The 24542-nt window shown below is 46.0% G+C and carries 19 protein-coding genes and 1 pseudogene; 16 read left to right on the top strand and 4 right to left on the bottom strand.

Annotated elements, in window-relative coordinates; translation table 11 throughout:
- Nucleotides 1-102 precede the first annotated feature (102 nt).
- The 13 genes and pseudogenes from mltG to KDM90_RS00910 all read left to right on the top strand — a co-directional run bounded on the left by mltG (nt 103) and on the right by KDM90_RS00910 (nt 14735).
- Complete coding sequence (mltG, locus tag KDM90_RS00970) at nt 103-1098, top strand: endolytic transglycosylase MltG (protein WP_212673746.1); 996 nt, start codon at nt 103-105, stop codon at nt 1096-1098.
- 88 nt (nt 1099-1186) lie between these two features.
- Complete coding sequence (gene tmk, locus KDM90_RS00965; RefSeq protein WP_212673745.1) at nt 1187-1846, top strand: dTMP kinase; 660 nt, start codon at nt 1187-1189, stop codon at nt 1844-1846.
- A gap of 10 nt (nt 1847-1856) precedes the next feature.
- Nucleotides 1857-2906: a DNA polymerase III subunit delta' gene (holB, locus tag KDM90_RS00960; RefSeq protein WP_212673744.1), complete on the top strand. Its 1050-nt coding sequence runs from the start codon at nt 1857-1859 to the stop codon at nt 2904-2906.
- Nucleotides 2907-2949: 43 nt separating this feature from the next.
- A complete protein-coding gene (locus tag KDM90_RS00955) occupies nt 2950-3339 on the top strand; it encodes a PilZ domain-containing protein (protein WP_230408689.1) in 390 nt (129 codons plus the stop codon).
- An 85-nt stretch (nt 3340-3424) separates the two neighbouring features.
- Nucleotides 3425-3949, top strand: coding sequence for a GNAT family N-acetyltransferase (locus tag KDM90_RS00950; protein WP_212673743.1), 525 nt, complete (start codon nt 3425-3427; stop codon nt 3947-3949).
- A 184-nt stretch (nt 3950-4133) separates the two neighbouring features.
- Nucleotides 4134-5015: pseudogene (locus KDM90_RS00945) on the top strand (23S rRNA (adenine(2030)-N(6))-methyltransferase RlmJ); the annotation flags it as partial.
- 511 nt (nt 5016-5526) lie between these two features.
- The gene (locus tag KDM90_RS00940; protein WP_230409536.1) at nt 5527-6750 is read left to right on the top strand and encodes a branched-chain amino acid ABC transporter substrate-binding protein; all 1224 of its coding nucleotides are present in this window, start codon (nt 5527-5529) and stop codon (nt 6748-6750) included.
- 111 nt (nt 6751-6861) lie between these two features.
- Nucleotides 6862-7827, top strand: coding sequence for a branched-chain amino acid ABC transporter permease (locus KDM90_RS00935; RefSeq protein ID WP_212673741.1), 966 nt, complete (start codon nt 6862-6864; stop codon nt 7825-7827).
- A 14-nt stretch (nt 7828-7841) separates the two neighbouring features.
- Complete coding sequence (locus KDM90_RS00930) at nt 7842-9128, top strand: branched-chain amino acid ABC transporter permease (protein WP_268977723.1); 1287 nt, start codon at nt 7842-7844, stop codon at nt 9126-9128.
- Entirely contained in the window at nt 9122-9967 is an 846-nt protein-coding gene (locus tag KDM90_RS00925; RefSeq protein WP_212673739.1) for an ABC transporter ATP-binding protein, read from the top strand. The genes KDM90_RS00930 and KDM90_RS00925 overlap by 7 nt, the downstream gene beginning before the upstream one ends.
- On the top strand, nt 9964-10707 hold the full coding sequence (locus KDM90_RS00920) for an ABC transporter ATP-binding protein (RefSeq protein ID WP_212673738.1): 744 nt from the start codon (nt 9964-9966) through the stop codon (nt 10705-10707). The genes KDM90_RS00925 and KDM90_RS00920 overlap by 4 nt, the downstream gene beginning before the upstream one ends.
- Nucleotides 10708-10891: 184 nt before the next feature.
- Complete coding sequence (locus tag KDM90_RS00915) at nt 10892-12931, top strand: 3-hydroxyacyl-CoA dehydrogenase NAD-binding domain-containing protein (RefSeq protein ID WP_212673737.1); 2040 nt, start codon at nt 10892-10894, stop codon at nt 12929-12931.
- 202 nt (nt 12932-13133) lie between these two features.
- Nucleotides 13134-14735, top strand: a complete 1602-nt coding sequence (locus tag KDM90_RS00910; RefSeq protein WP_212673736.1) for an ABC-F family ATPase — start codon at nt 13134-13136, stop codon at nt 14733-14735.
- A gap of 149 nt (nt 14736-14884) precedes the next feature.
- Here KDM90_RS00910 and KDM90_RS00905 read toward each other — a convergent pair whose 3' ends face one another.
- Nucleotides 14885-15574 carry a hypothetical protein gene (locus tag KDM90_RS00905; protein WP_212673735.1) on the bottom strand — a complete coding sequence of 230 codons (690 nt, stop codon included), beginning with the start codon at nt 15572-15574 and terminating at the stop codon, nt 14885-14887.
- Nucleotides 15575-15904: 330 nt separating this feature from the next.
- On the opposite strand from KDM90_RS00905, the gene KDM90_RS00900 reads away from it, so the two are divergent.
- Nucleotides 15905-16330 carry a DUF4124 domain-containing protein gene (locus KDM90_RS00900; protein ID WP_212673734.1) on the top strand — a complete coding sequence of 142 codons (426 nt, stop codon included), beginning with the start codon at nt 15905-15907 and terminating at the stop codon, nt 16328-16330.
- Nucleotides 16331-16451: 121 nt separating this feature from the next.
- Here the strand turns inward: KDM90_RS00900 and KDM90_RS00895 are convergent, their stop codons facing one another.
- From KDM90_RS00895 to KDM90_RS00885, 3 genes are all read right to left on the bottom strand, one after another.
- Entirely contained in the window at nt 16452-18623 is a 2172-nt protein-coding gene (locus KDM90_RS00895; RefSeq protein WP_230409590.1) for a xanthine dehydrogenase family protein molybdopterin-binding subunit, read from the bottom strand.
- A gap of 132 nt (nt 18624-18755) precedes the next feature.
- Nucleotides 18756-19214 carry a (2Fe-2S)-binding protein gene (locus tag KDM90_RS00890; RefSeq protein WP_212673733.1) on the bottom strand — a complete coding sequence of 153 codons (459 nt, stop codon included), beginning with the start codon at nt 19212-19214 and terminating at the stop codon, nt 18756-18758.
- Between the two features lie 209 nt (nt 19215-19423).
- Nucleotides 19424-20398 carry a threo-3-hydroxy-L-aspartate ammonia-lyase gene (locus tag KDM90_RS00885; RefSeq protein ID WP_438947418.1) on the bottom strand — a complete coding sequence of 325 codons (975 nt, stop codon included), beginning with the start codon at nt 20396-20398 and terminating at the stop codon, nt 19424-19426.
- A gap of 1118 nt (nt 20399-21516) precedes the next feature.
- Between KDM90_RS00885 and KDM90_RS00880 the strand changes: the two genes are divergently transcribed.
- Nucleotides 21517-23520, top strand: a complete 2004-nt coding sequence (locus tag KDM90_RS00880) for an integrase core domain-containing protein (RefSeq protein ID WP_212673732.1) — start codon at nt 21517-21519, stop codon at nt 23518-23520.
- A 6-nt stretch (nt 23521-23526) separates the two neighbouring features.
- On the top strand, nt 23527-24531 hold the full coding sequence (locus tag KDM90_RS00875; RefSeq protein ID WP_212673731.1) for an ATP-binding protein: 1005 nt from the start codon (nt 23527-23529) through the stop codon (nt 24529-24531).
- Nucleotides 24532-24542 lie beyond the last annotated feature (11 nt).

The following is a 24542-nucleotide window of genomic DNA, read 5'->3' as shown; positions in this document are numbered from 1 at the left end:
GTTTAACCCATTTTTCCAGTTTTTCTGCCAATGCGGAATGCTTCGCTTTACAATGGCGACAATTTTTCGTGATTATCGCAGTAAATTGATCTTCTTGTTGATATGGCTTTTCTAAAAAAAATTCTTCTTTTCCTTGTTCTTTTCGTGTTGATTGTCGGCGGCATCGGCATTTGGACTTTTAAAACTTGGAGCGACACACCGATCACGCTTGATAAGGCGACAGAATTTACTATTAAACCCGGGAGCAACATCCGAAGCGCCGCGCGACAATTGGTAGACGCCGGCGTTCCGCTACATCCGTATTTATTCGAAATCTTAGCGCGTGTGAGCGGAAAGGCGACCAGCCTCAAAGCAGGTTCTTTCGAAGCGATTTCACAAGAAACACCCGCGCAAATATTAAAGAAAATCGTCGATGGAAAATTCAGTTTGACCAATCTGAGTATTATCGAGGGCTGGAATTTCAAACAAATGCGTGCCGCAATCGACGCCCATCCGTCCATTCGACACGATACAATTGGACTCAGTGATACCGAATTATTGCAACGAATTGGGTCGCACTATACCCATCCCGAAGGACTATTTTTCCCCGATACGTATCTCTTCGCCAAAAATAGCAGTGATGTTCAAGTGTATCAGCAAGCACATCAAGCGATGCTTAACCAATTGAACGAAGAATGGGGTAAACGCTTACAAGGATTGCCTTACAAAGATGTCTATCAAGCCCTAATTATGGCGTCCATTATCGAAAAAGAAACTGGTCAAGCAGCAGAGCGTGGGATGATTGCAAGTGTGTTTGTGAATCGTTTGCGGGCCGGGATGCTTTTGCAAACCGACCCCACCGTCATCTACGGAATGGGTGATAAATTTCAAGGAAACATCCGCAAGCGCGATCTGACGACGGACACGGCATACAATACGTATACCCGCGCTGGATTGCCTCCTACGCCGATTGCGCTGCCGGGTAAAGATGCCATTAAAGCGGCACTCAATCCAGAACCAAGCAATGCTTACTATTTTGTCGCGCGAGGGAATGGAACCAGTCAATTTTCAGAGAATTTGAACGAACATAATCGTGCAGTCAATAAATACCAACGATAAGGATAATTGGGGCAAAGTAGCCTCTTCAAAAATAAGAACTTACTATCGTTTCGATTAACTCGAACAATGACACTACCCGAGCAAAAATATGAATCAAGCAAAACGGCAAACTGGCATTTTTATTACATTTGAAGGTATCGATGGTGCCGGAAAGTCCACTCATATCGGCTTTGTGCAAAATCTTTTGGAGCAACGCGGCATCAAGCCCGTGGCGACGAGAGAGCCTGGAGGTACGCCACTTGGGGAGACCTTGCGAAAGCTCTTACTGCAAGAAAGTATGCACCTAGAAACGGAGGCATTGTTAATGTTTGCCTCGCGTCGCGAGCATATTGCGCAAGTCATACAACCAGCGTTGGATGCTGGCAATTGGGTGATTTCAGACCGTTTTACTGATGCGAGCTTTGCGTACCAAGGGGGCGGGCGAAAACTGTCGATCAATAAACTGAATCAACTTGAGCAGTGGGTTCATCCAAACTTGCAACCTGACTTAACGCTGCTATTCGATGTTCCAATTGATGTTGCTCGAGCACGTCTCGATGCCACACGAACCTTGGATAAGTTCGAACAAGAAAAGAGTGAATTTTTTAATGCGACACGAAACGAGTATTTAAGGAGGGCACGCGAATTTCCGCAGCGCTTCCGATTGATTGATTCAACTCGCAGTATCGAAGCAATCCAAACGGAACTTCGCGAGATTATCGACTCGTTTTTTGTCGAGACTCCTTCGACAAGTCCATCAAAACGCTAAATCTATCATCATGAGCAATCCTCTATTTGCCTGGCAACAGGATTCGTGGCAAAACATTATGGCAATGCGCGCTCGGATGCCGCATGCGTTTTTGTTGTTCGGGCCCGAAGGTATCGGCAAAGCACATTTTGCAGAGCATTTAGCCAAATCACTTTTATGTGAATCGCCTTCTCAAGATGGTCACGCTTGTGCCAAGTGCCTATCTTGCAATTGGTTCGACCAGTATAGTCATCCTGATTATCGACGTGTGCGCCCTGGGCTTTTGGACGAGGAAGATACAGCCAATTCGGAAGCCGAAGAGAACTCCGAAAACTCAGAAAAGAAAGCAAGTAAATCGACTAAGGCGCCTTCGAAAGAAATTGTGATCGACCAAATACGTGCATTGGCTAATTTCATGAACATCTCGACCCATCGCCAAGGTACACGAGTTGTTGTGATGTATCCCGCTGAAGCGTTGAATGTGCCAGCAGCAAATGCCTTACTGAAGTCACTAGAGGAGCCCAATCCAAACACCGTATTTATTTTGGTGGCACATAAAATTGATCGGCTCTTGCCAACGATCTTATCGCGATGTCACAAAATTGCATTGAGCATGCCGAGCAAAATCCAAAGCTTGCAATGGCTACAAGCACAAGGGGTCAAAGATGCGGAAGTGTATCTTGCACAGCAAGGAGGCGCGCCATTGCTCGCACAAACATTGGCTCAATCAGAGGATCTCAAAGAACTCGATGAGTTGTTGCGAATGCTGGCAAAACCAGACATAGATAGCAGTCTGAAAATAGCGGACAAAATGCAAAAGCTGGATATGCCGCGCACCGTATCTTGGATGCAACGCTGGCTGTATGATGTATTCTCTTTCAAGCAAACGGGCCAAATTCGTTATTTTCCGCAACAGCAAACCCCGATTGCTCAATTGGCAGGTCGTATCGATGTGGATAAATTGATGCAATTGATTAAAAATGTTCAGGATAGGCAAGCAATTGCTAGTCACCCATTATCAGGAAAACTATTTTTGGAGGATATGCTGTTAGAATATTCTTCTGCGTTTAATTCAATCTAAGCGAAACGCGACGCATCAAACGTTGTACCAATAGGACACTATTATGGCTGAGTTACCACAAGATCCTGGCATTCCCCTCAATATGCCATCGCCGAGCAGACCATCCGTGCTCTCTCTAGCAATCAAAGAGAAATCAGCATTATTTTCTGCCTACATGCCGTTTTTAAAAAATGGCGGCATTTTTGTTCCGACCAACAAATCCTACAAACTTGGCGAAGAAATTTATGTCATTCTGACTTTACTAGATGATCCGAGTAAATATCCTATCGCTGGAAAAGTCGCCTGGGTCACACCAGCGGGAGCAGGGAACAACAAGTCACAAGGAATTGGGGTTCATTTCCCACAAGACGAAAGTGGTATACGTGTCAAAACTCGTGTTGAAGAAGTGCTCGGGGCTACCATCCGCTCCTCGCGAGCAACCCACACACTGTAGTTTCGTATTGTTGATCTCAATAAGCGCTGACAACTCGGTTTATGTTCAGCGCTTTTCTTTTATTGAAATTTAAGTTTATTCCATTATGTCTCGTCCAGCCGTTTACAACTTTTCCCACCGTATTGCACGCCTCGATGACCTTGAGCAAATTGTCGCGATTTATAACTCGACGATTGCGTCGAGAATGGTGACTGCAGATACCGAGGAAATTTCAGTGGAATCCCGATTAAACTGGTTTCACGATCATGCACCTGAAACACGACCACTATGGGTGGTGGAGGGTGAGAATGGAAAAATTCTCGGATGGCTTTCGTTTTCCAATTTCTATGGACGCCCTGCGTATTCAGGAACGGCAGAGCTATCGATCTACCTTCATGAGTCGACGCGCCGCCAAGGCCTAGGGCGGTACTTATTAGAACAAGCCATACAGTTTGCTCCACAAATTAAAGTCCATACGCTACTTGGCTTTATTTTTGGTCACAACGTCCCAAGTATGAATTTATTTGCTTCATTCGATTTCCAAATCTGGGCGAATATGCCGAGAGTCGCGACTCTTGATGGCATCGAGCGTGACCTGATCATTTTCGGCAAAAGGGTGGATGGCACTTAGTCGACACCCTTGAACAACATAAGTATTGAACAAGAGATTAATTGCGCTGCCTTAAGTGCTCCGAACAAATCTTCATTAAATCAAGCATTTAGCGCGCAAACAGAGTAAAATTCGTTCTATATCGCACCTCCAATGCTAACTCAATAGAACTGAGTTAGCGTCAATCTTTTCAGGAATTCCCACTATGCTGAGCTATCGCCATGGTTTTCACGCTGGCAATCATGCTGACGTTCTCAAACACTTTGTCTTAATTGAGTTGCTGAATTATCTCGGACAAAAAGAAACAGCATACACCTATGTTGATACACATTCCGGTGCAGGTTTATATTCATTGGACACCGGCTATGCGACCAAGAATGCAGAATTTGAGACAGGAATTGGACCACTTTGGGATAGGGAAGACATACCCGCTGCATTACAAGCCTACTTGAACCTCGTCAAAGCGATGAATCCAAGCGGTAAAATGCGCTACTACCCAGGGTCACCGTATTGTGCGAATGAAGTAATGCGATCGCAAGATCGTTTGCGTTTATTTGAATTGCATCCCAGTGAAATTAAGATTTTAAGTGAAAATTTCCGCAAACTGGAAGCCCACAAAGCGGAACAAGGCGAACGTCAGATCGTTCGTGGCAAACGCATTATGATTAATGCCGGAGATGGATTCGAAGGCCTCAAAGCGATCTTACCTCCGCCTTCTCGTCGAGGTCTGGTTCTAATTGACCCTCCCTATGAAGTCAAAGATGATTATCGCAAGGTACGCGCATGTTTGGAGGATGCACTGGTGAGATTTCCAACTGGCACGTACGCAGTCTGGTACCCAGTTTTGTCTCGCATTGAATCGAAGCAATTGCCAGAACGCCTAAAACGCATCCCCGTCAATGGCTGGCTAAACGTGACACTGAGTATTAGTGGTCCATCACCGGATGGTTTTGGCTTGCACAGTAGCGGAATGTTTATTATTAATCCACCATGGACCTTGGAAGCCACTCTCCGCGAAGTGATGCCGTACTTGACACGTGTTTTAGGCAAAGATACTGGCGCCCGCTATGAGATTACGAGTGGAGACACCGAGATTGTTCGGGTAAAGAGCCCTGTTCGGAACTCAGACCGGACTCAAACCGTACGTAACGCGACCAACGCTAGTGGGCGTGAGGGGGGGGCGAGCGGAAGCTTGCGAACAAACAACAATCATCCGAATCGACAAAGTGTGCGAAACGGAACGGCACCTAGTCGGGATTTAGGACAAGGAAAGCGCACTGCTCGACCTGCAAATCTGGCAAAATCGCGCACTCGCTAATGGTTCGCGGGATGGTCTTAGACGGTTTACAGCGCAAACAAGCTTTTGCTCTGTAAACTGCTGAGATCGACGACAGAAATGAAGCAGGAAATCAAATTTCCTCCGTTGCCATACAACCCGCAACGCCGAATTCACGGAAAAAAATTAAGTCAGACTACCTCATATTGCGACCTGAACATTCTTCGCGGTCAATATTACTTCTCTATTTTTTACTTGTCTCATGCGTGTGAATAATTCAACATTTCTGATAAGGCCATACTTACGCTGCACCATGTTGGCAATGTCGATCATATTCTTTGCCTTCGCCGCTCCCGTGCGTTCCGAGGTAATTCGAATTGCTGTCATCGATCCTCTTTCTGGGCCTTTTGCCCCAGTCGGTCTCAATACGCTCAATACATTTAAGTTTCTGGCACAACGTGCCAACGCAGAAAATTGGGCTGGGCATCATCAAATCGTATTCGACGCTTTTGACAATAAGGCAGCGGTACAAGAAAGTCTCAGCTTACTTAAAACGATCGCTGATAAAGGCTATCGCTTCGTGACCCAAGGCACGGGATCGGCAGTCGGACTCGCATTGATTGACGCAATAAACAAACATAATCAACGCAATCCTGGGAAAGAAATCATTTTTCTCAATCATGGCTCAATCGATCCTGAAATGACGAATAGCAAATGTAGTTTTTGGCATTTTCGGTTTGATGCTAACTCAGATATGAAAATGGAAGTGCTGACGAGTTTTCTCGCAAATGACAAGACCGTTAAACATGTGTATTTGTTTGGTCAAAATTATTCGCATGGTCAGCAAGTCTCGCGTGCAGCGAAAGCTTACTTGGCTCGCAAACGTCCGGACATTAAGATCGTCGGGGATGACTTGCACCCAATCGGAAATGTCAAAGATTTCTCACCTTACATCAGCAAAATCAAGGCATCCGGTGCAGACACGGTTATCACTGGAAATTGGGGAGCAGATTTATCTCTTTTGATTAAATCAGCAAGAGAACATAAGCTCGATGCAAATTTCTATACTTACTATGCTAGCTCTTCGGGTGTGCCTACCGCGATGGGTGACGCTGGCCTCAACAAAGTAAAATTAGTGGGGTATTGGCACCCCAATAACCCCTCTAAAATAGGTAGTGCACTAGCAACTGCTTATAAAGAACAGTACAAAGATGATTTTTCTTCTAGCTCTACTTATGTCATGTTGGCTAGTTTAAGCAAAGCAATTAAACTGATTGCGCCTGCCCAAACAGATTCCATTGATCCGGTTCGTATCGCGTTTACCTTAGAAAATATGACGATTGATTTTTTTGGCAGTCCTGCCACGATACGGCGCGCTGATCACCAAATACAATTGTCTTTGTATATTTCGAATTGGGCGAAAGTCAATGGTAAGGATGTTCAATTTGACCAAGAGGATACGGGCTTAGGATGGCAAACACTACAGCGATTTACGTCTGAGGCAGCGAATCAAACGAATACATGTCAAATGCAAAGACCAAACTGAATCCAGATTGCAACCTAGAGTTAATTGTGACCTGCCTTTCGTATTCAATTCGAACGAATAAGTGCATAAACTAATTCAGCTTGCTAGAGCGCTAAACAAAGGACAAAACGCGTGGAATTCTTTCTCATTAATCTATGCAATGGACTGAGTTATGGACTCTTGCTTTTTATGTTGTCCGCTGGATTGACGCTAACATTTAGTTTTCTTGGCGTCCTCAATTTTGCGCATGCCAGTTTCTACATGCTTGGTGCATATCTAGGTTATAGCTTGACCCAAACTTTCGGATTTGCTTGGGGTATCGTCTTTGCACCTTTGCTCACCGCAACCCTAGGAATCCTTGTGGAACGCTTCGCTCTCAGGCATGTACACGCTCAAGGACAACTGGCGGAATTGCTATTTACATTCGGTCTTTCCTATTTAATTCTCGAGTGCGTGCAGCTCATCTGGGGAAGAGTCGCGCTTCCCTATCGAATTCCAGAGAGTTTACAAGCAAGTCTATTTACAATCTATGACAGTCCATTTACTTGGTTTCGCGGCTTAATTGTCGCGCTAGCGCTTGGCATCTTGCTCTCGATGTTAATCGTTATTCGACGTACACAACTAGGTTTAATTATGCAGGCGGCATTAGGTCAACCGCAAATGTTGGCTGCGCTTGGGTATGACGTTCCAACAATTTTTATGTGGGTTTTTGGCTTTGGATGCGGCTTGGCCGGTTTGGCGGGAACTCTTGGTGGCTGTCTCATGGTGACTGAGCCAAATATGGCCAGCAGCTTGGGCAGTATCGCATTTGTCCTTATTGTTATGGGAGGGATTGGCACTTTAAAAGGTGTTTTTTTCGCTTCTCTATGCATCGGAATTTTTCAAACTTTTGCAGTGACAGTGGACGCATCATTACTTGACCTAGTCCAACACATTTCGACAAATCGCGAAACGCAAGCGCCTTCCAGAATACTTTTGATTCGAGTTGCGGATGTGGCACCCATGTTGCCCATTTTATTGTTGCTACTGATTCTACTGTGGCGCCCGCACGGGTTTTACAGACAGAGTCATTCAACACAACGCACAATCTATTTTTAGGGAACCTCTAACCGATGCCTCGCTCGCCAATCAAATGGAGTTCGACTAAAACTGTGATTTGTTTGATCGCCGCAAGCGTCGTGTTTCCAATATTTCTTTCATCAAGTGCCGCGCTAAATTTCCTTTCGCAAGTATGCATCACTATGGTGTTAGGGCTTTCTTTTAATCTGCTACTAGGGCAAACAGGCTTATTATCCTTTGGCCACGCTGTTTTTTCTGGGCTAGGCGCGTTCGCTGCGATACATACGCTAAATCGGTTTGGTCCTAGCTATGGTATTTTTACTGCCCTAGGTTTACCACTGGTTTCAGGTCTTGCTGGCTTATCTTTCGGAATATTAGTCGCACTCATTTCGAGCAAAAGATCGGGTCTCACTTTTTCCATGCTGAGTATGGCAATCGGAGAATTATTGTTTGTTGGCGCCCCCGTTTTCCCCGAGATCTTTGGCGGAGAAGCGGGTATTAGTGGTGACCGAGGACTAGGCGTGACCTGCGTCCATCAATCACTTTTCATACCCGACTCTCGATCATGGTGCCTGAGTTTTGGTCCGACAATAGAAGTGAGCTATTTGATCCTGGTGTGGACGCTACTTTCAACGGGCGCAATGTTTTTTCTCACGCGATCTCCACTTGGACTACTTGCGAAAGCGGCACGAGATAATCCCGAACGATTGGCGTTTCTATCCTACGATCCCCGCGTAGTTCGATTTTTGATGATATGTTTAAGTTCTTTTTTTGCTGGCCTCGCGGGAGGCCTGTCTGCACTGCATTTTGAGATCGCGACAGAGGAGGCTTTTAGCCCCTTGCGTTCGGCAGCAATCCTATTATTTGTCTATATTGGTGGTGTGAATTTTTTTTGGGGACCAATCTTTGGCGCGATTCTCGCAGTCATGATGTCAGTTTACCTTTCAGAAATCACGCCCGCGTGGCAGTTTTATCTCGGCTTGCTCTTTATCTGCACAGTCATTTTGATGCCAGAGGGCTTGCTTGCTGGCATCGGCCGGAGATGCCAACACGCTCTGGCGTCATGGGAGGAGGCGAGATCAACGCAGAATACCAAGGCCTATTTAACAAGGTTCGCAATTAAAATGTGCGCCTTCACTCTTAGCATTGTGGGACTGCTATGTTTAATTGAATTGAGCTACCGTTGGCGTCATCCGATAGAGACGAACAATTTGGACACGCTATTTCGTTCTTTCAGCGAGTCTAAATTCATCATAGCGTCCACTTTTGGAGCAATTAGCACAGCGTGTGGGATCTGGCTATTAATCCGATTAAACAAGACAAAGATCCGACAATGTTAAGCATTCAAAACTTGAGTCTTCAAATTGGTGGTCGTGCCATACTTAAGAATCTTAATTTTGAGCTGTCGCCAGGTCAAAAGTTAGCGTTAATTGGCCCGAATGGCGCTGGAAAATCGAGTTTATTCAATGTCATTTCCGGCAAAATTCCCTTTCAATCAGGTCGAATTTATTTGAATCAAATTGACATTTCTGAACAATCTGCCCACCAAATTAGCCGCCTCGGTTTGAGCCGAAGTTTTCAAACCAGTCAACTGTTTCCGCGTTTAAGCGTATTCGACAATCTATGCTGTGCAAGTATGTGGCGCACCAGAAGAACGCATGCAACAAATCCTGGGAAAGGCTATGCGTTTTGGCGACGACTATCAGGCAGAAAAGAAGTCATTGAGAATGCAGAACACATCTTGGACCTACTGAAGCTGCATGAGAAAAGACAGGTTTACCCAGTCCATTTAACTTATGTGGAACAACGTTGCCTGGAGATCGGAATGTGCATCGCCAGTGATGCGCAGTACATCTTACTCGATGAGCCAACAGCGGGAATGGGTCAGCATGAAACAAGGCTTGTCGTCAATTTGCTCAACTGGCTAGGCCCTGACAAAAGTTTGGTGGTGATCGAACACGATATGCAAATGGTTTTTAACTTTGCCGATCAAATTGCGGTGATGGATCAAGGTCAAATCATCGCATGGGACACGCCCGAACGAGTCCGCAAAGATCCACGGGTTCAATCCGCTTTTCTTTCTCCCGATTTGTTTTTGAAGGATACTGAATTGAGTCCAATTTCGAGCCACGCCAAACTCAGTCGCAATGGTGCTGCAAGGTTGGAGGGGGACGAATGAATCACAAAGAGGCACTTCTATCTGTTCGCAATCTTCATGCTGGATACAATAATAGTTTGGTTTTACGCGGACTCAATTTCGATATTTTTCCAGGAGAAACACTGGCACTGATGGGGCGGAATGGGTCGGGGCGTAGCACTTGTCTCAAAGCGATTATGGGAATGGTAAGCACACATGGTCAAATTGCATTCAATCAAACGCAAATTGATCAACTACCTAGTTTCAAGCGGGCTCGAGCGGGGATTGCGTATATTCCAGAGACGCGGGAAATTTTTGCCACGCTTACGGTCGAACAAAACTTGATTTTAGGTATGAAGGCGGGTATCAGCAGCGGAAAACAAATTATTGAAAAGCGACTAGGATTCAAATGGAGAATCAACGATGCTTTTGAATTTTTCCCCATTTTGTGGGAGCGTCGTCATCAATTTGCGGGACTACTTTCTGGCGGTGAGCAGCAAATGTTAGCCTTGGCTCGCGGCTTGCTTGGCAATCCCGATTTACTATTGGTCGATGAACCCACCGAAGGTTTAGCGCCGCAAATTATTGCAGAGCTACAAGCCTTTTTACAAACGATCAAGAGCAAGGGTGTCAGTATTTTATTAGTCGAACAAAAGTTTCAGATCACAAGTCAATTAGCCGATCGGTTTTTGGTATTGGGTCAGGGTCAATTCGTCTTCAATGGCAATTTGTCGGACTTTCAAGCACAGCCAGCAATAAGCCAAGCGTGGCTGGGCGTATGAAGCGAATTTTCTTGATCCAGATGTCCATCCTTAATTTACAATAAGGCGGCAAACTGAAGCTTTCGCCTAGCTGAAATATAGAATCATCTGAATGGAGTTCGACTTGTGCAACGAACCACCTTAGATGGATTGCTAAGTAGGGGCTAGTGTCAAACCAGATCAACAAAAAAATAAGAGACAAATTATGAGCGCTTCAATCGAAGTTCAAGATCACATTGCCATCATCTACCTCAATAATCCGCCGGTCAACGGCCTAGGGCATGCAACTCGATCTGAAATCTCCTCGCATTTAAGAACCGTCGAATTCGACTCCAACATTCACGCAGTTATTTTAACGGGGGTAGGGAAGGCGTTTTCAGGCGGTGCTGACATTAAAGAGTTTGGCACCGACAAAACATTTGCAGAACCTTCTCTGCCTAACCTATTAGAGCAACTCGATACCTATAAAAAACCAATTATTGCGGCGATTAATGGCGTTTGTATGGGAGGTGGGCTAGAACTCGCATTGGCTTGCCACTATCGGGTGGCGACACAAGGAGCACTTATTGCACTTCCCGAGGTGAAGTTAGGCATATTACCAGGAGCAGGAGGCACGCAGCGTCTGCCGCGTCTTTTGAATATGGATACATGTGTTGACATGATTGTGAATGGTCACCCCTTGCCCTCAAGTGAACTCGCTCAGACTGGACTTTTCGACTTGTATATAGAACATCCAGACCAGTTGCTGCGTGAAGCGATCAACTTTGCTATCGTTGCCTCAACTACACGTCCAGTTCCCCGAGTTCGGGATAGATCTGTCATAGGACTGACTAACCCTCTGTTATTTTCTGAATATCGAACGAAACTTCAAAAATCTTCCCGCTTTTTCCCAGCGCCTTTCACCTGCTTAGACGTTCTTGAAGCAGCGTTGAAGCAAACATTTGAAGAAGGCTTGAAAACAGAACGCGCTGCATTTCAAACACTCTTATCGAGTCCAGAGTCAAAGGCCTTGCGCCATATTTTTATGGCAGAACGCGCGGCAAGCAAGATTGCCGGCGTAGATTCGACCGAGACAGTCCGCGCGATTGCAGCGGTTGCTGTCGTCGGCGCTGGAACGATGGGGACCGGTATTGCAATGTGTTTTGCCAATGCGAACATTCCTGTTCAAGTCTTAGATTCAAAAATAAGTTCGCTAGAAAATGGCTTAAATCGTATACGCGAAACGTATCTCGCTTCATTTAAGAAGGGAAAATTAAGCCAATTGGAATGTGAACACCGTATCGGGTTAATACAAGGTGTGCAAGATTACACGGCGATTTCGGAAGCCGATTTAGTGATTGAGGCTGTATTTGAAGAAATGCCCATTAAACGCGAAGTATTTGAACACCTTGACCGATATGTAAAATCGGGGGCGATTTTGGCCAGTAACACATCGACACTTGACCTCAATCAAATTGCTAGCTTCACCAAGCGGCCTCATGACGTGGTTGGACTGCATTTTTTTAGTCCTGCCAATAGGATGGAGTTGTTAGAAGTTGTTCGCGGTCAGCAAACGTCGACCGAAGTACTCGCAAGTTGTGCTGCGATTGCGAAAAGAATTCGAAAGATTGCCATTATTGCCGGTGTCTGTGACGGCTTTATCGGCAATCGAATGTTGGAGCAATACACCAAGCAAGCTGCATTTCTCCTTGAAGAAGGGTGCACACCGCAGCAAGTCGATCAAGCGATGGAGGCTTTTGGATTCGCGATGGGGCCATTTCGCATGAACGATCTAGCAGGGAATGACATCAGTTGGGCTATTCGGAAACGCAGACTTGCTGCCAATCCACAGTTAATTTACTCAAAACTGGGTGATATTCTGTGTGAACAAGGGCGGTTTGGCCAAAAAAGTCGAGCTGGTTGGTATGACTATCATGAGGGTGATCGGACCGCATATCCCTCGATTATCGTTGAAGAAATAATACGGCAACATGCCAATGCACTTGGAATCCCTCAGCGACAAATTGGAGCGGAAGAAATCGTGCAAAGGTTGGTACTAGCGTTAGCCAATGAAGGTCGCAAAATACTGCTCGATAAGATCGCGGCACGCTCGTCTGACATTGATTTAGTTTATCTTAAAGGCTATGGTTTCCCTGCATATCGTGGCGGGCCCATGTTTTACGCGGAACAAATGACTTGGGACCAAGTCGACAGACTTATCCGGCAATTCCAGACTGGGCATCGAGGCAATACTTGGACTATCTAGTTGACGTCCGTACCATCAAGGTATCAGGTCGTGGATCAAGTTATGTACGCATCAATACGAGTAATGTATTAATAAAGACACCACTAAAAATGTGCGTTAGATACCTTAATTATTCGAGTTGATCTGTGCGTACTTTATCTAAGCTTTCCTAGCACGATGCTATAATGGTGAGTTAATTTAAATTCACGCAAAAGGTTTCAACGTGTTAGCAACAGCAAATATCACCATGCAGTTTGGCCCTAAGCCACTGTTTGAAAACATCTCAGTTAAATTTGGCGAAGGCAATCGTTACGGCTTAATCGGCGCCAATGGCTGCGGCAAATCGACATTCATGAAAATACTCGGCGGTGATTTAGACCCGTCCTCTGGAAATGTCATGCTCGATCAGAATGAGCGCTTAGGTAAGTTGCGCCAAGATCAATTTGCGTATGAAGACATGCGCGTCTTAGATGTCGTCATGATGGGTCACACCGAAATGTGGGCGGCAATGGCTGAACGCGATGCCATTTACGCAAACCCAGAGGCGACTGATGACGACTATATGAAGGCGGCAGATTTAGAAGCCAAATTTGCAGAGTATGACGGCTATACCGCAGAAGCGCGCGCGGGTGAATTATTGTTGGGGGTTGGAATTCCTATCGATCAGCATCAAGGATTAATGAACGCGGTTGCTCCAGGTTGGAAATTACGTGTATTGCTAGCGCAAGCGCTGTTTTCGAACCCTGATATCCTCTTACTTGATGAGCCAACCAATAACTTGGACATTAACACGATTCGCTGGTTGGAAGATATTTTGAATCAACGCAATTCAACGATGATTATCATCTCGCATGATCGTCACTTTTTGAATCAAGTCTGCACACACATGGCAGATATGGACTACGGCACGCTTAAAATCTATCCAGGGAATTACGATGAATATATGTTAGCGTCGTCGCAAGCTCGTGCGCAACAACTCGCGAACAATGCCAAAGCTAAAGATAAGATCCTCGAATTACAAGACTTCGTTCGCCGTTTTTCAGCAAACAAATCCAAGGCACGCCAAGCAACTTCACGTGCCAAACAAATTGAAAAAATCAAAGTTGAAGACGTTAAACCGTCTAGTCGTCAAAATCCATTCATTCGTTTTGATGGTGAAAAGAAATTACACCGACTTGCAGTCGAAGTACAGCATTTGTCCAAGGCGTACGAACACAAGTTATTTGACAGTGTCGATATCACTGTCGAAGCGGGTGAAAAAATTGCGATTATTGGTGCCAATGGTGCGGGTAAAACGACGTTATTGCGTTGCATCGGCGGAGAGACGATTTGCGGATTAACAGCCGATCGCGGCACAGTAAAATGGGCTGAAAATGCGAACGTCGGCTATATGCCCCAAGATCCAGCTGAGAACTTTGCGACCGACAAGACTTTGACCGACTGGATGGGAATGTATACGCAAGAAGGGGATGATGATCAAGCCGTACGTTCCATCCTCGGACGCTTGCTCTTCAGCGGTGACGATGTAAAGAAATCCGTTAAAGTATTGTCCGGTGGTGAAAAAGGTAGAATGACATATGGCAAACTGATGCTTGGTCGCCACAATGTTCTGCTCATGGATGAGCCGACCAATCATATGGATATGGAATCAATTGAATCATTAAATATCGCGCTAGAAAAATACGCAGGCACTTTGATTTTCGTTTCACATGATAGGGAATTTGTGTCCTCACTTGCGACTCGTGTATTGGAAGTCAAGGACGGCAAAGTCATCGATTTCCGAGGTTCTTATGAAGAATATCTGACTAGCCAAGGAATTGAATAAGCCAACAACGAAAGCGGTGATAGCGTCAACTTAGTCACTTCTTAAGTTGAAAAGGAATGCCACAAAAAAACCGAATGTTGAAGCCCAACATTCGGTTTTTTTTGTTCCTGTGAACGGACGCAAAGGACCTGTTATTCAGTTTTTCAAGTTCAGTTTTCCAAGAACTGTGGATCATCCAAAGAAAAGCGGACATAAACACGCATATCAAATTGGTCACGTAACTCGATGGCTTTGTCCTTACCTTTTGCATGCAGGATTGCTGCGACATAAACTTGGCGAAAGGCGTGCAAGTCGTCGAGAGTCTGTACCTTTAGTAGTTTTCGTTGCAAGAAAAAGCCTTTGAGCCCCAAATTTTCCTTGATCAACTCTGCAAGGTATCGCTTCATCATATCGACACGAGATTCAGTTTTATCTTCATCGAATCGCGCTAGTAAAGCATCAATGTCTTGATTCCAAGACGAATCTGCGTCTTCAGATGGCTCGAAGATAGTTTGCGATTCAGCCAGAGCATCGATTGAACCCAAGGTATTTGAAGCAAGATGTTCAGATCGATTTCTTGAAGTGTCATCTGTTAGATCGAGATCATTCGAAGACGTATCAAGTAATGTATCGACCTGATGCGTCTCGATTGAAACACGCTGAATAAATCCATCATCTTGCAAATGCTGCAAGCTTTGCCAATCCAGTCCTAAGCCACTTATTTTCTGTACGATGTCAGCGTCCGTCTTTTTCCCATCAATCAAAACAAGTAAAGAACGCATTCGTGATGCCAAATGCCATTGGCGTGTCGCAATTTCCTCGCGACCTTTGTCAGTTTTATCGTAAATGGTGATCTGCATGAGGCTGGTCGTTCAACTATCATCAAAAAATGGCTGTGGGCAAAATATACTATAAGTTCTCTGTTTTTCTGCCGCTCCTAGGTGGAAAAAATGAGGGAATTTAAATTTTGTCGCATTTTAAAAATATTTCTCTTGCGAAAGTAACCGCTTAAAAAGATACGAGGAATGACATCGTTTCGTCATTCGAAACTTTTTCCCTAATTGTCGTCTGCTCTGATAACATCGGCGCTGCTCTCATTTTGCGGCAGATGACATTCAGTTTGATTCGTTTGAATGCAGTCCTGCCTTGAAAAAAATTCTCCAAAAACAGAAACGGATTACGTTGTATCTATGTCCAGAATATTACTCATTATTTCTTTGCTTATTTTGATCAGCTCGAATGTGGTGCATGCAGAGGCATACATCTGTGTTGATGCGCAGGGAAAGAAATCATTTTCTAGCGAAATTTGCAGTAAAAAAGGTCTCGCGGCAGCCAGTAATGAATTCCCTGTCGCGACTGGCCAAGCCATTCGCGCCAAAGTGATTGTCCCGCAAAAAGAAGTTGGTCCTAAATTGGGCGAGGATGGGGGCATGATCAGTGCCGATGGAAAATTTATCACCAAGCCTGGTCAGATCTATATGAGTAGCGACTTACCGCTCGAACGCCCAGTCCTATATTTTTTAATTGCTGCTTTAATTGGAACGGCAGGGCTGTTTATTCTATTTTTTATGCGCTTTTATCAAGCACATCATAAAAAACTTGGTCGAGACGATTAAGATTTTTATATATTCGACGTATTGGATAAAAATGATCGTCGTCTTTTAAATACCCGAGCATAAATATCTCAGCCTATGTGGGCTATCGTCAAAATGCGAGAGCCCACAATGCAATGCACAATTACGTCGTCAAATCAAATGGCAAACTACGCTGCACTTTCCCAGTAATTTGCGCTATCGCATTCGCGAATGCTGGCGCGATCGGTGGCAAACCGGGTTCTCCAATACCAGTAGGTGGCTCAGCGGAAGGGACAATATGGACACTCATGCGTGGCATATCCGTCATACGAGCGACCGCATACTCCCCAAAATTATTTTGTTGAACTTCACCGTCTTTCAAGGTGATCGCAGCATTCTCAAGGCACATACCCAACCCCATCAAGGCAGCCCCCTGAATTTGTGCTTCAATCGTCTTGGGATTCACTGCGAAATTACAGTGCACAGCAGCGGTAGCAGTGTGCATCACAGCCTTACCATCCTTGACTGATGCTGTAACGACATACGCCACGACGGTCTCAAATGATTCGTGTACCGCGACACCCCAAGCATGGCCTTTTGGTAGTCGACGTTTTTTGTAACCCGATTTTTCAACCGCCAACTGCAATGCTGTTGAATGGCGCGGATGCCTATCACCAAACTGCTGCATACGATAAGCAACCGGATCAATTTTGACGCTACGCGCGATCTCATCAATCAAGGTTTCCATGACATAAGCAGTATGGGTTGAACCAACACTACGCCACCATAATACGGGCACATTGACTTTCGGGTGATGCACCGTCAAGCGCATGGGAATAGGGTAGGGATCACGCATTCCTTCAATCGCTGTGCTATCGATACCATCTTTAATCAAAAAGCCTTCAAATGGGGTTCCAGCCACAATTGATTGACCGACAATGGTATGGTCCCATGCTTGAATTTGTGCTTTGTCGTCATACCCGATCTCGGCTCGATGGACATGCATGGGCCGATAGTAACCACCACGAATATCATCTTCACGGCTCCAAATAGTACGAATCGGGGCTTGAATACCAATTGCTTGGGCGGCCTTCGCCACATGACACGATTCTGTCACGTAGTCACAAGTTGGTACTGCACGTCGACCAAATCCGCCTCCGGCCATTTGCACATGAAGTTGGACTGCATCGGCAGTGATTCCCAATGCTTGAGCTGCTGCCATTGTCTCTATCCCAGGCATTTGGGTCCCAACCCAAAGTTCAGCTTGATTCCTGCTCGCATGGAGTTGAACTGTACAATTGAGGGGCTCCATTGGAGCATGTGCTAAGTAGGGGAAATAGTACTCAGCATGAATACGTTTTGGCGCATTGGCCAACTTGGCAATCACCGCGTCTTCCTGCTTAAAATGCTGGTTACCCGCTTGTTTTGATAACTTGCGGTATTGCTCAAGCTGTCTTTTACTATCTACTTTTTCAACGTGTGAGGAATCCCATTCGATTTGCAGTGCGGCGCGCGCTTGCTTCGCTTGCCAAAAGCCGTCTGCAACAATTGCCAATCCTTCACCACCTCGATCGACAGCTATCTTCAAGATAGCACGTACTCCTTGGATTTTTTTTGCTGCGCTATCATCATATGATGTCAACTTCGCTCCAAATACAGGAGGATGAGCAATGACAGCCGTCAGCATTCCAGGCAGGCGCACATCGATACCATATTGTTGTTGGCCAATAGCGATGTCTCTGGCGTTGATACGTCCAATTGGGCGTCCAATAATTCGAAATTCAGCTGGTTTCTTAAGCTGGACATGCGTCGGCACCTCTAATTTCATTGCGGCATCCACCAGCTCTGCATAACTAAGAAGACGTCCATCCGCAGCGATCACTTTGCTACGATCGGTGCGTAAGCTTGTTGGATCGACTTGCCATCGATTCGCTGCCGCAGCTATGAACATCGCGCGTGCCCGAGCACCGAGTTCACGGTATTGCAGAAACGAATGTTTAATCGAGCCAGAACCTCCTGTGATGTGCATGCCAAACATTGGGTCGGCATAAGCCGGATGGGCGTTGCCATGCACCATGTTCACCCTGGACCAATCTGCATCCAACTCTTCGGCGAGCAACATCGGAAGGGCGGTATTCACACCTTGCCCAAACTCTAGCCGATTGATCGTAACAGTCACCATGCCGTCAGAAGCAATTCGTAAAAAAGCTATTGGTTGTTCATGCGCTTTAAGGGCTTTGTTTTCGGATTTACTTTGGTTTGCGAACACTGGGAAAACGCCCAACGCAAATCCAGCAGCCGTGCTTATTTTCAGAAAGTTGCGACGTGATGGCATATCGAGATCACCGTCATTATCGCTTCGCTTAAAACGATTAACGATACCGGAAGGAAGGGCAGAAGCTTGCAAATTCAGTTCTGTTGTGACAGACATTGCTTTTGAATTCTTATACATGATGTGCACCTCCCATTAGACCAAAGAAATTGCGGCAGCCTTGATCGCGGCTCGAATTCGTTGATAAGTTCCACAGCGACAAATATTTCCAGCCATTGCTGCATCAATATCCGCATCGCTCGGTGATTTATTCGACTGTAGCAAGGCTGTTGCGCTCATTATTTGTCCACTCTGACAATAGCCGCATTGCGCGACGTCGTGGGCAATCCAAGCAGCAAGCACGGCTTTCCCAACTTTGTCATTGAGCGCAGCCTCGATTGTCGTAATTTTTCGTCCAGAAACTGCCGAGATCGGAGTAACGCAAGAACGAATCGGTTGCCCATCCAAATGGACAGTACATGCACCACATTGGGCGACTCCGCAGCCATATTTGGTTCCACTGAGCCCCAAACCATCACGTATTGCCCACAAAACAGGTGTGTCGGGGCTAAGATCAAACGTATTTTCGCGCGCATTAACGTTGAGTTTGAGCATGACTATTATCCTTTAGGTGGCAACAGGTGATTGAACGACGTCTACTAAACTAGGTGAAAAGAGCAATAGGAAAAGGGCGACAACTTTACGGCCAAGCACCAAGCAATTAAACTAGCCGTTGCGATAGACTACCCAGTGCGATTGGACTACACAAGCTTTTTATTTCAAACAAATAGTCTTCTACATTTTATGCGCCGCTTATGCAGCACTTAGGCATCAAGCATCAATTGTGAGAACTTATTCAAATCAATATTCCCGCCCGATACTAGCACCCCAACTTTACGTTCCTTTAAGTTCAGCTCCCCACTCATCGCGTAAGCTGCGCCCAAACAACCGGTCGGTTCGACCACAATTTTCATACGGCTTGCAAAGAAACGCATTGTTTCAACAAGCTGTTGATCGCTTACGGTCACAATATCGTCAACAAATGTCTGAATAACTGGGAAAGTGTGCTGTCCAAGATGTTGCGTCTGGGCGCCATCTGCGATCGTTTTTGGTGTCTCAATATGAACGATCTTTCCGGATTGGAAGCTACGTTGCCCATCATTGCCTGCTTCTGGTTCGACCCCTATCACCTTGCAAGTCGGCGACAAGTATTTTGCTGCGACTGCCGAGCCTGAAAGTAGCCCTCCTCCACCGAGTGGAACAAACAAATAATCGAGCGCTCCCACTTCATCAATAAGTTCTTTTACGCTACTCCCTTGTCCCGCCATAACATGGGGATGATCATAAGGAGGGATTAAACTTAACCCTTGTTCGTCTGCCAAACGTTGGCCAATTGCCTCACGATTCTCAGAGTACCGATCGTAAAATATGACTTCGCCACCGTAAGCTTTAGTCGCTGCGACTTTCATTGCTGGCGCATCATTTGGCATCACAATTACAGCACGAATATGGAACAAATGTGCCGCCTTAGCAATTGCTTGCGCATGATTTCCTGAAGAAAAAGTGACGACACCCCGAGCTTTTTGTGAGTCGGTCAGTTGCAACAATGCATTGCAGGCTCCGCGAAACTTAAAAGCGCCGGACCCTTGAAAGTTTTCACATTTAAAGTAGAGGTGGGCACCCGTTTGCTGATCGGCTAAGCTCGACGTCAAAACAGGTGTAGCGTGAACAAATTGTGCAATCCTCTGATGCGCGGATGCAATATCATCGTATTGAATAGCAAATGTGTGACTCATCATAGCCTTATCTGTAAAATCCAACTCCAGCTGATTGTATTCCATGTTTTCATCAACGGCATACAAGGATACAATTTACTGGTCAATCAAGTTGTGAAAGACTAGGATGACTCGAAGAGTGAAGGGGGGAGTACGCAGGAATCCTTTCGCATACAATGCATACATATCGCACAACGCGTCCAAATTAAGAGGTGGTTAGCGACAACTTGCAAAATAACACGAAAAAATTTATTTCTGAGAAAGAAGCCGCGTAGACAAACGCGGCGATATGACGTAACGATTCAGATTTTTCGGTGTAAGTTGGGAATTAAATCGAATGATTAAGATTTAGCTCGTGTCGTCCGTTTGCCTTGCCACGTAAGACGAATTGCCTGAGCAACTGGTACTTTGTAACTACGCCACTCTTTATAATCTTTAATAGCTGCCAACATGATAAGGTTCCTCGAACACAATTTAAATTAAGATTGGGGAATATTAAGAGGAGCCGAACAACATTGATGTGATGGTCAGCACAATTTAATAGAAATAACTTATTTTCACGAACGCATCCAACGCTGCTGCGACCGCCTAGCTCATCAACAAAAAGGAAACAATAGTGTTATCTGCCGATAGCCCAGCAAGTCGCCTCGCAACCCGATTACTGTTTTCATAGCAGGTCATGTACTTGGTTTGCTTTTTCTTTGCTTTGGAATTGGATCGATTGCCGCCATTTCGACAATTGCTTATGCTGGGATCTTCGCAGGTCCAGCTGCGATTGGATTTTTATCTAGTGCAGTTGGCTTGCAGTTTACATTTTGGACACTTACATGCTTGCTCACTTGTGTCCCGATTTTCGCTAATTTGGTCACGACGGATCAACTTGGTAAATAGAAGACAGCATCAAACCAATCAAGTCATCTCAGCGACTATCCAGCATATGATAAATCTTCGTGTGAAAACATAATTTTGTGAATAATGATGCCCTGTAAGTCATTGTTTTTATTAGATATTGCGCTTGTTCATTTACACCTTTAATTTCGAGTTATTTACGTAAAAGTGTGGGTCTTTCACCGCTTTACATAATAATGTATATTTACCACCACTGGTCAAAATTTCAGATGGCATAACCGAGGTGGAAAGCGATGCGCGCGAAAAACAGCAGACGGCTAAACACTGAAGAACTCAGAGTATTCGACTGGAAATACCCAGATGAAGGAGCACTTCCACAAGGCCCACTTAAAGATGGCTACTTTGCACGAAAGAAAGCAATCATGCTGTACTTCGACGGAGCGACAGAGAGCGAAATCAAAAAGCAGGCGGGTATAGGGCTCTCGCAGACTATTCGACTTATTAAGGAGCGCTGTCTGTTGGTTCACAGGGATGGGGAGGTGTGGGGATGGCGCGCCTTGGTTCCTTGGGAGCGGATCAATTCATATCAGCGTAAGCACAAAATCAACGTCGATAAGTTCGGCCAGGGAGCGGTCGGCGCCTTAAATACGGTGTTAAACCAGCATCCAGCCATACGAGAGAAGTTCGTCAAACGCATCCTGTCCACTGGCTCGCAAAATAAGCTCTCAGTCAACAGGCGTAGTAAGCAAGGTCATTGGCAATGGTTCCTTGGGGAACTTCGCGCGCTCGGCTATGAAACCGAAAGCAAGTGGCCCTTCAATACGAAAAACATGGGATACGTCTCAGTCAGCAGATTCATCAAATCCGTTCTAGACGAAAATCCTGAATCAGCAGCATTGGTCGTAGGTGGTCCTAACAACAAAAAGAAGATGTTGACGGGCGATGGCACTGACAGGCCAGTCCACTTCTTGTTTCAGCGTGTGGAAATGGACGCGCACAAAACTGACGGTCGCTTCAGCATAATGATTCCTCAGCCTACCGGCGGATATGCTCAAAAAATCGTCCATAGATTGTGGGTGGTCGTAATTCTTGAGGTCACGTCGCGGGCTGTGCTTGGCTACCACTTCAGTATGCGCAAAGAAGTCTCCAAGGTCGACGTTCTTCGAGCTTTAAAAATGGCGCTAACCAAATCCAAACGGATACAAATCACCTTTGGAAATGATGCCTATCGTCCGAAGGCGAACCTGCCATCGGCTGCTTCAGAAAAATTCATCGGAGTCTGTTGGGACGAAACCAGCGTTGACGGCTCTTTGGCAGAAACTTGCAAACATGTAAAACAAGTATTAAAAGATGTTGTCGGATCAGACTTGCTTGAACCCGAGAATAGTTTCGCCGTGAGAAGGAGTAAAGACGACCGTCCGTTTATCGAGACTTTCTTCCGTACACTGGGGCAGCGTGGCTTTCAAAGGCTATCGAACACGACCGGCGGAAAACCCTCGGACAAAGGCGGGCGAGACCCGGACGAAGTTGCGCTCACCAGCCAGTTCCAGCTTGAGTATGCAGCGGAGTTGCTTGCTGTCTTGATTGCCAATTACAACGTCACCCCTCATTCAAGTCTTGGCGGCCGCTCGCCGCTCGACTATCTCGAATTTCGTATGGCTTATCCGGAGCGATCGCTTCGTTATGCTGATCCGAATTCTGTAAGCGATATTGTTAGTTTCCGAAAGCTCTGTGTCGTCCACGGAGGATATGAGCAAGGCCGACGTCCCTTCGTGTACTTCGGACATGGAAGGTATACTAGCGACATTCTTGGTCAGCGTCATGATCTCGTCGGCAAGAAAATTTGGATCATCAATCATATTGAAGATGACGTGCGCGTCGTTCGGGCGTCCTCGGAGAGCGGGCAACCTTTGGGGATCTTGCAGGTAAGTTCCCCATGGAATCGGTTACCCCATAGTCTTGAGGTTAGGAACGCCGTTGCATCATGGATCAACGCTGGGAAATTGAAAGTCGCTGCAGGCCAGGATGCCATTGAAGTATTCATCCGGTACTGTGAGCGGCAAGAAGGTAAAAAATTACCGGTACATCCTGCTTATCTTGAGGCACGAAGAATCCTGATTGACGTAGCAGAAGCGATGGTAGGACGATCCATGATCGAAATAGCTAGCGAGCGTCAGGCCCGAGAATCCACGCGGGCCAAAGAGAATAGTGTTCGAAATCACGCGACTCCTAGCCCCGCAAAAACACGTGAGTCCCGCCGTACACTTCCCGCGCCGCGCAAGGCTGCCAACAACTAAAAAATCATGCGAATAATACGCCCCTCCCATATCAGCCCTCAGCATCCCATTGCGACTCAGGAGTATGCGGTTTATACGCCGCCGATTAACGAGTTAATCGAAACGATCGGAAACTGGATAAACCGAATGGAGTCGGGCGGATACATTCACGGCCCCTCTCGCTTCGGCAAATCCCGAGGTATCAAATGGTATGTGCGCTCCGCGCTTGAAGAACGTTTCAACGCCGCGATCCCACTCGTTATTTGGGTAAGGAGACATGACATGCATGTGAGCGAGGTCGATTTCTGGAGAGACCTATTGCTGGCGTCGAAGTTTCGGTTTGTCGACGAGATGAAGCATAAGAGCAGACGTGCTGGGGTGCGGGAGCTATTTCGAAATCGGATGGTTTCTTTAGCAAACGCGTCGAATAGCAACTATATCGTGATACTGATCGACGAAGCGCAGGACGTAACTTTGCGTGAATGGCAGTGGCTAATGGGACTACAGAACATTCTCGATTTAGATGGCTACCGACTTAGCGTATTTTCGATCGGCACGCAGCAAATCGGCTACCAACATGACTACCTGGCCAAAACCGGAAATTCTCATATTGCTGCTCGATTTTTTGTTTTAAACTCACCCTTCCATGGTTTGCGAGGCATCGAAGAATTAAGGTTTGTCCTGGAAGGATACGACCAGGAATCAGAATGGCCTGCTGGCTCTGGCAAATCCTATCTTCATTACTTTGCGCCAGCGCAATTTTTGGCAGGCCGCCGTCTGGCGGATTGCACCGACGACCTTTGGAGGGCGTTGAACGATTTGCTACCATCTGAATTCAAGCTCTTTTATGAAAAAAGATCGCTCGAAGTCGAAATTCCGATGAAACATGTCGCCTTGGCGATCGAGGAAGCATTATGGCGACTCGCAGAAGGACAAGAATGGGAAGACGTCACTCATTATGATTCTTGGGTAGATATCATTAGGGAAACAGGATTTTCCGGGCACATCGATGCCATCACTCAAGTCGCTTGATCGAGAAGGGG

Source organism: Affinundibacterium fentianense, assembly GCF_018139545.1.
Lineage (GTDB): Bacteria > Pseudomonadota > Gammaproteobacteria > Burkholderiales > Burkholderiaceae_D > Undibacterium > Undibacterium fentianense.
Note: the sequence above shows the minus strand (reverse complement) of the source record. Positions and strands in the feature narration are given on the sequence as shown.